Source organism: Citrobacter sp. ABFQG, from assembly GCF_004322975.1.
Taxonomy (GTDB): Bacteria; Pseudomonadota; Gammaproteobacteria; order Enterobacterales; family Enterobacteriaceae; genus Citrobacter; species Citrobacter freundii.
Genome location: NZ_CP036435.1, coordinates 372,699 through 385,789, shown reverse-complemented (window position 1 = coordinate 385,789; position 13,091 = coordinate 372,699). Strand labels below are relative to the sequence as shown.

The window sequence follows — 13,091 nt, the reverse complement described above, 5'->3', positions numbered from 1 at the left end:
GATCATTTAAGTTTACTCCTTTCTCGCCGTTACGATGATTATTTCAGAGTTATGCACCAGGCTTAGTGGGGGCAGACCCCCGTACATCTGGAGAATAACGATGATAAAACCGACGTTTTTACGCCGGGTAGCCATTGCTGCTCTGCTCTCAGGAAGTTGTTTTAGCGTTGCTGCCGCGCCGGCTGCGCCACCGCCGGTATCCTACGGTGTCGAGGAAGATGTGTTCCATCCCGTTCGCGCGCAACAGGGGATGGTGGCTTCCGTAGATGCTTTAGCCACCCAGGTTGGGGTGGATATTCTGAAACAGGGCGGGAATGCCGTTGATGCCGCTGTAGCCGTTGGCTACGCGCTGGCGGTGACGCATCCGCAGGCGGGCAATCTGGGCGGCGGCGGGTTTATGCTGCTGCGTACCAAAGACGGTAACACCACGGCGATCGATTTTCGTGAAATGGCTCCCGCTGGCGCGACCCGTGATATGTTCCTTGATGAACAGGGCAACGCCGATGCGAAAAAGTCGCTAACCTCACATCTGGCATCCGGTACGCCGGGTACCGTGGCGGGTTTCTCGCTGGCGCTGGAGAAATACGGCACGATGCCGCTGAACAAAGTCGTGCGCCCGGCGATGAAGCTGGCGGAAGAAGGCTTTGTGGTTAACGACGCGCTGGCCGACGATCTGAAAACCTATGGCAGCGAAGTGCTCCCTAATCACGAGAACAGCAAAGCCATTTTCTGGAAAGACGGCGAGCCGCTGAAAAAGGGCGACAAGCTGGTGCAAACGAACCTGGCGAAAAGCCTGGAGATGATTGCCGAGAACGGTCCGGATGCGTTTTATAAAGGGGCAATTGCCGAACAGATAGCTGGGGAAATGCAGAAAAACGGCGGGTTGATGACCAAAGAGGATTTAGCCAGCTATAAAGCCGTGGAGCGTACGCCGATTAGCGGCGACTATCGCGGGTATCAGGTCTTCTCCATGCCACCGCCGTCCTCTGGCGGTATTCACATTGTGCAGATCCTCAATATTCTCGAAAACTTCGATATGAAGAAGTACGGGTTTGGCAGCGCTGATGCCATGCAGGTAATGGCTGAAGCGGAGAAATATGCCTACGCCGACCGCTCGGAGTATCTGGGCGACCCGGATTTTGTGAAAGTACCGTGGCAGGCGCTGACCAATAAAGCCTATGCCAAATCGCTTGCCGATCAGATTGATATCAACAAGGCTAAGCCTTCCAGCCAGATCAAACCTGGCAAGCTCGCGCCGTATGAAAGCAATCAGACCACCCATTTCTCGGTGGTGGATAAAGACGGTAATGCCGTGGCGGTGACGTATACGCTGAACACCACCTTCGGCACCGGGATTGTAGCGGGTAACACCGGCATTCTGCTTAATAACGAAATGGACGATTTCTCCGCCAAGCCGGGCGTGCCGAACGTTTATGGGCTGGTGGGTGGCGATGCTAACGCGGTTGGGCCGAAGAAGCGTCCGCTGTCATCAATGTCGCCGACTATCGTGGTAAAAGACGGGAAAACCTGGCTGGTTACCGGCAGCCCTGGCGGGAGCCGAATCATCACCACCGTGCTGCAAATGGTAGTCAACAGCATTGATTTTGGAATGAACGTCGCCGAAGCGACCAACGCGCCGCGCTTCCATCATCAGTGGTTGCCCGATGAACTGCGCGTTGAGAAAGGGTTTAGCCCGGACACCATTAAGCTGCTGGAGCAGAAAGGGCAGAAAGTCGCACTGAAGGAAGCGATGGGCAGCACGCAGAGCATTATGGTAGGACCGGATGGCGCACTGTATGGCGCATCCGACCCGCGTTCCGTGGATGATTTAACGGCGGGATACTGATTTTTGATTAATAGCCCGGTGTCAGGCACCGGGCGTTTTGTTGGCTATGCCGTGAGCAACCGCGCTGGGTTATCAATACAGAGCCTGCGTAGAGTATCGTTGTCTACTCCACGGGCGGCCAGATAGGCGAGGAAAACATTCGGGACAAATCCCCAACCGTTCCCCCCATTTTTTGCCCACATCTGTTTGAGAAAAACATCATGGCTTAAAACTATCTGATCGGCGTAACCCAATTCAATCAGATGTGCTACCGCATCTGCGGTTTCCTGAACGCCTGGGGCGATACCTTCTTTTGGGAAAGTGATGTCCAGGCCAATCATGTCAAATTCAAGCCATACGCCGCGATCGAGCATTTTTCGTTGATAGGCAACATCTTTTCCCGAAGGATCTGAATGCGCCAGCGAGACTTTTGCCGGAGAGACGTTCATCTCTTCAAGGACAATATCCAGCACCTCATCACCCAGCCGCAGCCACCCTGGCATATGGATATTCATCGCAGTATGAGGATTATTACGTTGTGCCAGAGAAGCCGCTCGCAGACTGTTGCGTTCCGCCTGCGTAAAAGCGGGTGATACGCCAATTTCACCTATCATGCCGGCGCGAATATCCGTCTCGCCTATCCCCTGATTCAGTTCCTTATCAATAAGTGAGGCTAACAACTCGACAGGTTTGTGGATCCTGGCACTTTCAAACTTCTCCAGATAAGGTCCTGATGAAGCTACGATGTTCAAACCGGTTTTTAATGCCACTTCTCGCAATGACAAGACATCTCGACCGATAGATTCAGAACCTGTCGCGTCGACAATCGTCCTGCCTCCCAGTGACATAAAGTTGTTGATTTCAAAGATAACATCATCAATTTCCTTTCTGTCCATGTTATCGGCGCAGCAGTAGGGATCATGTTTCAATCCCCACTGCAGATCAGCGCTGACCTTTTTCCCCACGAGTTGCTGTGAGAATTCATAATGCGGTTCGTCAACAACCGATGATAAATCGTTAAACAGATGCTCATGCGGTAGCGTCAGACCCATATCCGTGTGCGCCACTGGGCCTGTCACGGTTTGCAGGAAACCTTTCATCCTGACACCTCCATTTTTTGCGCCATTTTGGATGCTCTGTATTCGGGGATGGTGGTAACAATTGCGCCTATTAGCGCAAACAGCGTCCCAATGATCGTGACCAGATAGACCGTATTACCCAGTGACGGGATAAGTTCATCAATCAACACTGAGCCAAGCAATTGACCCGCGGTAGAAGCAACACCGAGCATCAACAGCCCTAAGCCTCTGACCAGAATCGCCATCAGCCCGATGGACAGCAGACCCAGCGGGCCACCGAGATACATCCACCACGTATCGGGTAACTGGACGGTGACATGACCTAATGCGACACGTATCGCCAGCGCAGCGCCCAGCACACAAAAGCCGACGATGAAGTTCCAGGTAATGGAAACCAGCATAGAGCCCGTTGCCTCGGCAACTTTGGCATTTCCAGCGGGCTGCCAGCCAGCGAGTAATCCTGCCAAAAATGGAAGGATAGCGAGCAGGATAAAGGAGGTTGAATGCCACTGTGGTGACACGACAAAAATCGTGGCAATAACAGCGAACAATGCGCCAGTAACGCGCCATGGCGTGAAGTATTTCTTCTCGTCCACACCGACACCAAAACGGTCGCACAGCAGGCCGGAAAGGAGGAGGGCGGAAATTAATGCAGTTTGAAACGTGGCAACGCCCAACGCGCTGGCTGATGCCCCTTCCGAAAATACAACCATCGCCCCGCATAATCCGGCAAACCAATTCCACAAAGGGATTTTCCGCGTTTTTATCAGAGCTGGGATCGACGCGAATTGCTGGCGTGTTTCTTTGCGCGCAATAATAATAAAAAACATGACGACCAGACCACTGGCGAACGAGATTACTGCGCAAGCATTTCCATCCTGCAACCAGTGTCCCAATTGCCCATTAACGGCAGACTGCATAGGGGAAAGCATACCGGCTAAGATAGTTGCAAGCATCAGTAAGGGGGTTGAGTACTTATTCTTGTTCATACATCAATCCTTATATTTTATAAAAGGAGTAACTTTCGTTACTCCATTGTTTTTTATTTTCTGGCGATGAATTGAAGCGTGTTAACCCACAGGTCGGTATAAAACGACCAGGACATAAATTGCTGTGTTCCCCAGTGCGGCGAACAGTCGCTCATGAAGCAGGCGGTTTTACCCTGTTGGTATTCACCAAACACTAACAGCGGGTCATTATTTATTGTTAAAACAACATCGGCATCTTCTCTGGAGACAACCTGGTTATATCCAAGAAATGCCGGGTAGTCGGTGAATCCGTTAACGACAGGATGTTCAGGGGAAATAGCCTCAGCGTAGATACCTTCTGGTTTTTCTACCCGGTCATCGCCGTCAAGCATAATAACTGGCAAAACCTCGGCAAGAATGGTGTTCTTGTAATTAGCTTTTGCCTCAATACCCATAAATGACAGATAGCCGCCAATCATGAGCAGTCCACCACCATTTTTGACATACTCTTTAATTGATTCCAGAGCATTGGGCTTTATTTTTAGCTGATAGAACGTCTCGTTTTGCAACAGAAACGTATTGCTGCCGATATCGCTAATGACAATGACATCGTAACGGTTTAGCTCATCAATGCTTTCTGGAAATGCGATTTGCACGGTGTGAGCAGGCATGTAATCAACTTCTACTCCGCCTTTCTTTAAGCATTCCAGTAACCATGTGGCACCCTCTTCATATTTACTGGAGGTAAAACTGTCATAGCCTTTTGAATGGATCATGTGAATATGCCAGGATTCTCCAATAAAGAGCACCTTTAGTTTTTTCTGTGTATTATTCATAGTCTGCTCCTTGATTTAGTGAGTCGAGATAGTTTGTTTGTAATGCGAACCTTGAATGCGATGAAGAACGGATTCGTTTTCTGGCATGTCAGAGGCATTGGGTGTTTCAACAGCAAGCGAGGCGAATGCACTGGCGTAGCACAATGCAGATGCCAGTGATTTTCCTTTAGCAAGGCCAGATGCGAGTGCACCATTGAAGGCATCACCCGCTCCTGCGGTATTTTTTACAACTGCCGGGAATGCCGGAGAATAGATGAATTGTGTTCCGTCATAAGCGAGGGAGCCTTTGCTCCCTAGGGTGATAATGGTATTTTTGACGCCTTTCTGATGAATAATCTTTGCCGCACTTTTTGCCGACTCAATATCATTGACGGACATGTTTGCCAACAGACCCGCTTCGGTTTCATTTGGCGTGATATAATCAATATTATCAATAATGGTATTGACCATTTCATTGTATGGTGCTGGATTTATAATGACAGGGATATCATTTTTCTGTGCGAGACGAATGGTTTGGTGAAGCGCTTCGTAATTTGTCTCCAGTTGTACGAGAACAATATCTGAATGAACGATGGCTTCTTTTTGTATGGTGATTTCATCAGGGGAAATTGTCATGTTAGCACCGGGGTAGATAGCGATGACGTTATCCCCGGTATTTCCATTCACCATAATAGTAGCTGTACCTGTTTGTGTTTCTTTGGTCTGATAGATAACGCTTTTATGGATTTTTGATGAGTTTATAAAATTAATGGCGTAATCACTGAAATGGTCTGACCCTACTTTAGTAATAAAATGCACATCAGAATCGGCATAGCTTGCAGCTAATGCCTGATTGCATCCTTTACCTCCGGGCGAAAAAATAAATTTATCGGCAAGTAATGATTCGCCTGTCGAGGGGAGCCTCGGTAGGTAACTGATAATATCAACATTGAACGAGCCAATAACACATACATTATTCTTCATGGCAGAGAGACCTTTTTTTATTTTCTGCGCTGATTCATATTTTTCCAGCACATAAGCAATTTCGTTTTTTGCAACGTTATCAAGAGAGTCAAGGGTAATAAATGCACCACCATGACAGCGAGTGAGATATCCCTGTCCGGCAAGTTCATTGAGATCTGAGCGAATAGTTTCCTTTGTTACCTTGAGACTTTTCGCCAGATTTGAAACTTTTACAACTCCCGAAATACTGATTTCTTTCAATATTCTATGATGGCGTTCAAATTTCATTTTTTACCTCACCGTGGTTAAGTTAGTCCCAGGGGAAGTATATTGTTGTGATTGTCACCATAAAGTGATGGCAGAAACCAAAAAAAAACAAAAATGTAATATTAATATTATTAAAGTTAAGATAAATAGCGATGAAGATAGTAAGTAAAATAACCCTATGATTCAGGCGGTTGTTACGCCTGAAGATGACGGCGGAGGCGATGGACTGCAATCAACAACTTTATGCCAGGATTGGATGGCAATTCCGCTTTTGCATGTAACGACGGGGAAATTAAGGATAATGACCTACAGCCTTCTGAACGTTGCAGGTCTTATTAGTTCCTTAAGGAACATACTGTTGCAGCGATTCAGACCAGTGAAATATTTGGCTGCTTTTATCCTGCAGGTTCACGACCTCTAAATCATAAAATCCCTGCGTCTTTGCCGACCGCAATTTCAGGATGTACTTACTCTCGCTGATGTCGTGCTGCCTTGTGCCGTCTTTATTCCAGTCTCCGGCGATATCCGAATAGTAATAAACAAGGTCAGAAAACACGTTGATTATCTTGCTGTCTTTGATGGTGTAGAGTTCCAGCACTTCATAAAACGCCCCGCCGCCGGAGTAGGCATCGGAGTAGCCACCGCGCACCCCGAACGCCAGAGTATCGGGAGCGATCCGGTACGGTGCCAGATCCAATTTTGTATAATAAGCCAGCGGTCTGACGGACTCATCATCGCTCTCTTTCTCGGCAGCTTTATTCCACGCTGAGATCTGGTTTAATGGTTTTTCCGAGCGGGCAATCGGCTGCAGCTGTTGGTTCTGCCAGGAGAAAACGCCGAGATATAATTTATTGGCGCGTCCGTTGTTGTAGTTTTCCGGACAGGTGTTATCCGCGTACTTTTTTGCCTGCCCGGCATCGGCCTGATTGTCAGCAAAACAGGCAATGCCAATATATTTACCCTCTTTTCCCCAGGCTTTGGCGCCGGTGAGGATCAGATTATTAGGATTTTCGTTCGACGCAACCCAGCCAATCAACTGGTTCTCTGATAATCCCTGTGGAAGTTCACCAAATCCTTTCGCAGGTGTTGCCCCTGCCATTTGCTCAGCAAAAATCTTTTTACCTTCAGTATGTTGAATAGCGCCGGGTACGGCATCGAGATTTTGTACGGTAGTGGCAAAAGCTGGGGAGAGCGAGGCCAGTAAAACCAGGGGAACAAACTTTTTCACTATTGCGTCCTTTCAATAAACAGGGCGATAAGACTCGCCCTTAAATTTATTTCACGCGTGCCATAAAATACGCATCCACGTACTCGCCGTTGCGCAGGCCGTATTTCTTACCTGTCCCTTCGATCTCAAAGCCATGCTTTTTATAGACCGCAACCGCAGGTTCGTTATCCACAAACACTGTTAACTCGATACGGTCGACGCGCAGCCAGTTGTCGCACATGTCGATCATCGTACGGAGAAGCGCGCTGGCAACGCCGCGATTCTGCCAGCGGGCGTCAACGCAGATACCAAAATCGGCCACGTGGCTGCGGCGCGGGCGCTGCGCGACCTCAATACAGAGATGTCCGACGACGATATCGTCAATGCACGCGACCAGTTGTTTGATTCCGACCCGTTCGGTTAGTCGCTCTTGCCACATCTCCATGGAAGGATGAGGAACCTGTAGCGTGTTGTGATACACCTCTGGCTGGGCATGGATCTGACGAATTGCGTCGTAATCTTTCGGTTCAGCGTGGCGTATCACTATCTCACTCATTCCTTATCTCCTTCAGGGTTAATTGAGTCTTTACCCTCGCTGAGAAAGAAAATTCCGTCAACTGCATTTTTTTGCAAAAAGAAGTAGACAAATGCGAATGAGAATGATTATTATTGCTCTGCGTTCAGGGGAACCCCTACGGAGAACCTGAAAGCACGACATTGCTCACATTGCTTCCAGTATTACTTTAGCCAGCTTTTGCTGGCTTTTTTTTTGGGGTTTTGTTTCAGCCTGGCTTACTTGTCATTTTGTCCCCGGGATGATGCCGGATGGCGCTTGCGCTTATCCGGCCTACGGCTGAGACCTGGGTTTTGTAGGCCGGATAAGGCAACGCCGCATCCGGCAAAGAATCCAACATTCAGTCTCCAGCCGCTTTGCGCTATGGTGTAGACAATCACCTTCAAAAGGACTGTCTCATGACCTTACACTGCGCATTTATTGGTTTTGGTAAAAGTACCACTCGCTACCATTTGCCGTACGTCCTCAACCGCAAGAATAGCTGGCATGTCGCGCATATTTTCCGCCGTAACGCCAGGCCGGAAGAGCAGGCCCCGCAGTATTCACATATTCACTTCACCAGCGACCTCGACGAGATCTTAAACGATCCGCAGGTGAAGTTAGTGATCGTTTGTACCCATGCTGACAGCCATTTTGACTACGCCAAACGTGCGCTTGAGGCGGGTAAAAACGTGCTGGTTGAGAAACCGTTCACGCCGACGCTGGCAGAAGCAAAAGTGCTGTTCGAACTGGCGCAAAGCAAAGGGCTGACCGTTACGCCGTATCAGAATCGCCGTTTTGACTCCTGCTTTCTCACTGCTAAAAAAGCGATTGAGAGCGGCAAGCTCGGCGAAATTGTTGAGGTTGAAAGCCATTTCGATTACTACCGTCCCGAGGCGGAAACTAAGCCGGGACTGCCGCAGGACGGCGCATTTTATGGCCTGGGCGTACACACCATGGATCAGATTATCTCGCTGTTCGGACGCCCCGATCATGTGGCCTATGACATCCGCAGCCTGCGTAATAAAGCGAACCCGGACGATACCTTTGAAGCGCAGCTGTTTTACGGCGACCTGAAAGCCATTGTTAAAACCAGTCATCTGGTGAAAATCGACTATCCGAAGTTTATCGTCCATGGCACCAAAGGCTCGTTTGTGAAGTACGGCATCGACCAGCAGGAAACCAGTCTGAAGGCCAATATCATGCCGGGTGAGCCAGGTTTCGCTGCTGATGATTCCATCGGAATGCTGGAGTATGTCAACGATGACGGCATCACAGTAAAAGAAGAGGTGAAGCCGGAGGTGGGGGATTACGGTCGCGTCTATGATGCGCTGTACCAGACGCTGACCGCCGGTACGCCTAATTACGTCAAGGAATCTGAAGTTCTAACCAACCTGGAGATCCTCGAACGCGCCTTCGAACAGGCATCTCCGGCGACGATAACCCTCGCCAAATAGCCTGCACAGACTCCTCTGGGTTTATTCATATTTTTTGAACAGAGGAGTCAATTTTCACCCTCTATGATCCCAGGCGGATTGAGTCCACACTTACTCCATCGAAAACATCTGGGGGTGAACACAATGATCTATTTACGCAAAGCTAACGACCGCGGTCATGCGAATCATGGCTGGCTCGATTCCTGGCATACCTTCTCTTTTGCCAACTACTATGACCCGAACTTTATGGGGTTCTCGGCACTGCGCGTGATTAACGATGACGTGATTGACGCAGGCCAGGGCTTTGGCACTCACCCCCATAAAGACATGGAAATCCTGACCTACGTGCTGGAAGGCGCGGTGGAACATCAGGACAGCATGGGCAACAAAGAGCAGGTGCCGGCCGGAGAGTTTCAGATTATGAGCGCCGGGACGGGGATCCGTCACTCGGAGTACAACCCGAGTAATACTGAGAAGCTGCATCTGTATCAGATCTGGATCATGCCGCAGGAAAACGGTATTACGCCGCGCTATGAACAGCGCCGTTTCGATGCCGCTCAGGGTAAACAACTGGTGCTGTCGCCTGATGCCCGCGATGGCTCACTGAAAGTGTACCAGGATATGGAGCTGTACCGTTGGGCGCTGGTCAAAGATGAGCAGTCGGTACATCAGATTGCCGCTGAACGTCGCGTCTGGATCCAGGTCGTTAAAGGCAACGTCACCATTAACGGAACCAAAGCGACCACCAGTGACGGTCTGGCAATCTGGGATGAACAGGCAATTTCTATTCATGCCGACAGCGACAGCGAAGTGTTATTGTTTGATCTGCCGCCAGTCTAACGTGCTGTAACCTGATGTAGGCCGGATAAGACGCGAAAGCGTTGCCATCCGGCTTTTCATCGTTTGTCATTAATTCCGTGCGTCCGTGGTAAACTGGGGGAATCTATCCCTTTTTAACGCTTCAGGACGATGAAAAAGAAAAGACCCGTACTTCAGGATGTAGCCGACCGCGTGGGCGTGACCAAAATGACGGTCAGTCGCTTTTTGCGTAACCCGGAGCAGGTCTCCGTGGCGCTGCGGGGCAAAATTGCCGCTGCACTTGATGAGCTGGGTTATATTCCCAATCGCGCTCCTGATATTCTTTCTAACGCCACCAGTCGCGCTATCGGCGTGTTGTTACCGTCTCTCACTAACCAGGTTTTTGCTGAAGTGTTACGCGGCATTGAGGCCGTCACCGACGCCCATGGTTATCAAACTATGCTCGCGCACTACGGCTATAAGCCAGAGATGGAACAAGAGCGCCTGGAATCGATGCTGTCGTGGAATATCGATGGCCTGATCCTCACCGAACGTAGCCATACGCCTCGTACGCTGAAAATGATTGAGGTCGCCGGTATCCCGGTGGTTGAGCTGATGGACAGCCAGTCCCCGTGCCTGGATATCGCCGTCGGTTTCGACAACTTCGAAGCCGCGCGCCAGATGACTGCCGCTATCATCGCCCGCGGGCACCGTCATGTTGCCTATCTTGGCGCACGTCTTGATGAACGTACTATCATCAAACAGAGAGGCTACGAGCAGGCCATGCATGATGCCGGTCTGGTGCCATATAGCGTGATGGTGGAACAGTCTTCTTCCTACTCCTCCGGTATTGAACTCATCCGTCAGGCGCGGCGCGAATACCCGCAGCTCGACGGCATTTTCTGTACCAACGATGACCTGGCGGTAGGGGCGGCCTTCGAATGCCAGCGTTTAGGGCTGAAAATCCCGGATGACATGGCGATTGCTGGATTCCACGGTCACGACATCGGACAGGTGATGGAGCCGCGTCTGGCGAGCGTGCTCACGCCGCGTGAACGCATGGGCAGCATTGGTGCTGAACGCCTGCTGGCGCGCATCCGTGGTGAAGCAGTCACACCTAAAATGTTAGATTTAGGTTTCACCTTGTCACCGGGCGGATCTATTTAAGCCAACAAGTTTGAAGTAGCTCACACTTATACACTTCGAGCATGAATGGATATTGCTTCTCTATTTATCCGGCTGGACAATGTTACCGATAACAGTTACCCGTAACAATTTCCAGATTCTTGTACCAGTGGGGGCAACGCTTTGAGCACGACTAATCATGATCACCACGTTTACGTTCTGATGGGCGTATCGGGCAGCGGTAAATCTGCTGTCGCCAGCGAAGTGGCGCATCAACTGCAGGCCGCGTTTCTTGATGGCGATTTTCTCCATCCGCGCAGCAACATCATGAAAATGGCTTCCGGTGAGCCACTCAACGATGATGACCGTAAACCGTGGTTACAGGCGCTGAACGACGCCGCCTTTGCGATGCAGCGTACCAACAAGGTTTCGCTGATCGTCTGTTCCGCTCTGAAAAAAGTCTATCGCGACCAGCTACGCGAAGGTAACCCGAACCTCTCTTTCATCTATCTGAAAGGGGATTTTGACGTTATCGAAAGCCGTCTGAAAGCGCGTAAAGGCCACTTCTTCAAAACGCAGATGCTGGTGACCCAGTTTGAAGCGTTGGAAGAACCAGGTGCGAATGAAAACGATGTACTGGTGGTCGATATCGATCAACCACTGGACGGTGTGGTCGCCAGCACCATTGAGGTTATTAACCAGGGCAGTAAGTAGTGAGTACATTAACGCTTGTTTTAACAGCAGTAGGGTCCGTTTTATTACTGCTGTTTTTAGTGATGAAGGCGCGTATGCACGCCTTCCTTGCTTTGATGGTGGTGTCTATTGGTGCAGGTCTCTTTTCCGGTATGCCGCTCGATAAAATCGCCGCGACTATGGAAAAAGGGATGGGAGGCACGCTCGGTTTCCTGGCGATTGTTGTGGCGCTGGGGGCGATGTTCGGCAAGATTTTGCATGAGACCGGCGCAGTCGATCAAATTGCCGTCAAAATGCTGAAATCCTTCGGCCACAGCCGCGCACATTACGCGATTGGCCTGGCCGGGCTTATCTGTGCGCTACCGCTGTTCTTTGAGGTGGCGATTGTGCTGCTGATCAGCGTGGCGTTCTCGATGGCGCGTCACACCGGTACCAACCTGGTTAAATTAGTCATTCCGTTGTTTGCAGGCGTAGCGGCGGCTGCGGCGTTTTTACTGCCGGGGCCAGCGCCGATGTTGCTGGCTTCGCAGATGCACGCTGACTTTGGCTGGATGATCCTGATTGGCCTGTGTGCCGCGATTCCGGGCATGATTATCGCCGGGCCGCTGTGGGGTAATTTCATCAGCCGTTACGTTGAGCTGAACATTCCTGATGACATTACCGAGCCGCATCTGGGCGAAGGTAAAATGCCGTCCTTCGGCTTTAGCTTGTCGCTGATCCTGCTGCCGCTGGTATTGGTTGGTCTGAAAACCATCGCCGCGCGCTTTGTGCCGGTTGGTTCTTCAACCTACGAATGGTTCGAGTTTATCGGTCACCCGTTTACCGCGATTCTGGTTGCCTGTCTGGTGGCGATTTACGGTCTGGCGATTCGCCAGGGTATGCCAAAAGACAAAGTGATGGAGATCTGCGGTCATGCGCTGCAACCGGCGGGGATTATCCTGCTGGTGATTGGTGCAGGTGGCGTGTTTAAACAAGTGCTGGTTGATTCCGGCGTCGGTCCGGCGCTGGGCGAAGCGTTAACCGGAATGGGTCTGCCGATTGCCATTACCTGCTTCGTGCTGGCGGCAGCGGTGCGTATCATTCAGGGTTCCGCGACCGTGGCGTGCTTAACGGCGGTCGGTCTGGTGATGCCGGTGATTGAACAGCTAAACTTCTCCGGCGCACAGATGGCGGCACTGTCTATTTGTATCGCAGGCGGCTCGATCGTGGTCAGCCACGTTAACGACGCCGGTTTCTGGTTGTTCGGTAAATTTACCGGCGCAACGGAAGCACAAACGCTGAAGACCTGGACGATGATGGAAACCATCCTCGGTACGGTCGGCGCAATTGTCGGTATGATTGCCTTCCAGCTGTTGAGCTGAA

General features: G+C 50.6%; 12 protein-coding genes. 6 read left to right on the top strand and 6 right to left on the bottom strand.

The genetic code is table 11. The annotated features are described in order from the left end of the window. The first annotated feature begins 100 nt into the window (after positions 1 to 100). Positions 101 to 1,846, top strand: coding sequence for a gamma-glutamyltransferase (ggt, locus tag WN16_RS01985; RefSeq protein WP_003023458.1), 1,746 nt, complete (start codon positions 101 to 103; stop codon positions 1,844 to 1,846). Positions 1,847 to 1,890: 44 nt separating this feature from the next. Here the strand turns inward: ggt and WN16_RS01980 are convergent, their stop codons facing one another. The 6 genes from WN16_RS01980 to yhhY form a co-directional block, all read right to left on the bottom strand. Next, a complete protein-coding gene (locus WN16_RS01980; protein ID WP_003023461.1) occupies positions 1,891 to 2,925 on the bottom strand; it encodes a phosphotriesterase in 1,035 nt (344 codons plus the stop codon). Continuing rightward, entirely contained in the window at positions 2,922 to 3,893 is a 972-nt protein-coding gene (locus WN16_RS01975; protein ID WP_003023463.1) for a DMT family transporter, read from the bottom strand. Before WN16_RS01975 ends, WN16_RS01980 begins: the two co-directional genes overlap by 4 nt. Positions 3,894 to 3,946: 53 nt before the next feature. Next, positions 3,947 to 4,708 carry a glutamine amidotransferase gene (locus WN16_RS01970; protein WP_003023464.1) on the bottom strand — a complete coding sequence of 254 codons (762 nt, stop codon included), beginning with the start codon at positions 4,706 to 4,708 and terminating at the stop codon, positions 3,947 to 3,949. A 15-nt stretch (positions 4,709 to 4,723) separates the two neighbouring features. After that, positions 4,724 to 5,938, bottom strand: coding sequence for a PfkB family carbohydrate kinase (locus WN16_RS01965; protein WP_047715945.1), 1,215 nt, complete (start codon positions 5,936 to 5,938; stop codon positions 4,724 to 4,726). 322 nt (positions 5,939 to 6,260) lie between these two features. Continuing rightward, positions 6,261 to 7,145 (bottom strand): hypothetical protein, encoded by an 885-nt coding sequence (locus WN16_RS01960; RefSeq protein WP_044701389.1) that lies wholly within the window; start codon positions 7,143 to 7,145, stop codon positions 6,261 to 6,263. Positions 7,146 to 7,191: 46 nt separating this feature from the next. Then, entirely contained in the window at positions 7,192 to 7,680 is a 489-nt protein-coding gene (yhhY, locus tag WN16_RS01955) for an N-acetyltransferase (RefSeq protein WP_003023469.1), read from the bottom strand. 416 nt (positions 7,681 to 8,096) lie between these two features. On the opposite strand from yhhY, the gene WN16_RS01950 reads away from it, so the two are divergent. The 5 genes from WN16_RS01950 (at position 8,097) to gntU (ending at position 13,090) form a co-directional block, all read left to right on the top strand. Next, positions 8,097 to 9,134: an oxidoreductase gene (locus tag WN16_RS01950; RefSeq protein ID WP_003837856.1), complete on the top strand. Its 1,038-nt coding sequence runs from the start codon at positions 8,097 to 8,099 to the stop codon at positions 9,132 to 9,134. A gap of 123 nt (positions 9,135 to 9,257) precedes the next feature. Next, positions 9,258 to 9,953: a quercetin 2,3-dioxygenase gene (gene yhhW, locus WN16_RS01945; protein WP_003023472.1), complete on the top strand. Its 696-nt coding sequence runs from the start codon at positions 9,258 to 9,260 to the stop codon at positions 9,951 to 9,953. A 129-nt stretch (positions 9,954 to 10,082) separates the two neighbouring features. Next, the gene (gene gntR, locus WN16_RS01940; protein WP_044701392.1) at positions 10,083 to 11,078 is read left to right on the top strand and encodes a gluconate operon transcriptional repressor GntR; all 996 of its coding nucleotides are present in this window, start codon (positions 10,083 to 10,085) and stop codon (positions 11,076 to 11,078) included. Between the two features lie 141 nt (positions 11,079 to 11,219). Then, entirely contained in the window at positions 11,220 to 11,750 is a 531-nt protein-coding gene (gene gntK, locus WN16_RS01935; protein ID WP_044701393.1) for a gluconokinase, read from the top strand. Continuing rightward, positions 11,750 to 13,090, top strand: coding sequence for a gluconate transporter (gene gntU / locus WN16_RS01930; protein WP_003023477.1), 1,341 nt, complete (start codon positions 11,750 to 11,752; stop codon positions 13,088 to 13,090). The genes gntK and gntU overlap by 1 nt, the downstream gene beginning before the upstream one ends. Position 13,091: the final 1 nt, after the last annotated feature.

Bases quoted from the DNA above. Each gene is read 5' to 3' on its own strand.
- ggt (WP_003023458.1), top strand. From the start codon at position 101: ATGATAAAACCGACGTTTTTACGCCGGGTAGCCATTGCTGCTCTGCTC.
- WN16_RS01980 (WP_003023461.1), bottom strand. From the start codon at position 2,925: ATGAAAGGTTTCCTGCAAACCGTGACAGGCCCAGTGGCGCACACGGAT.
- WN16_RS01975 (WP_003023463.1), bottom strand. From the start codon at position 3,893: ATGAACAAGAATAAGTACTCAACCCCCTTACTGATGCTTGCAACTATC.
- WN16_RS01970 (WP_003023464.1), bottom strand. From the start codon at position 4,708: ATGAATAATACACAGAAAAAACTAAAGGTGCTCTTTATTGGAGAATCC.
- WN16_RS01965 (WP_047715945.1), bottom strand. From the start codon at position 5,938: ATGAAATTTGAACGCCATCATAGAATATTGAAAGAAATCAGTATTTCG.
- yhhY (WP_003023469.1), bottom strand. From the start codon at position 7,680: ATGAGTGAGATAGTGATACGCCACGCTGAACCGAAAGATTACGACGCA.
- WN16_RS01950 (WP_003837856.1), top strand. From the start codon at position 8,097: ATGACCTTACACTGCGCATTTATTGGTTTTGGTAAAAGTACCACTCGC.
- yhhW (WP_003023472.1), top strand. From the start codon at position 9,258: ATGATCTATTTACGCAAAGCTAACGACCGCGGTCATGCGAATCATGGC.
- gntR (WP_044701392.1), top strand. From the start codon at position 10,083: ATGAAAAAGAAAAGACCCGTACTTCAGGATGTAGCCGACCGCGTGGGC.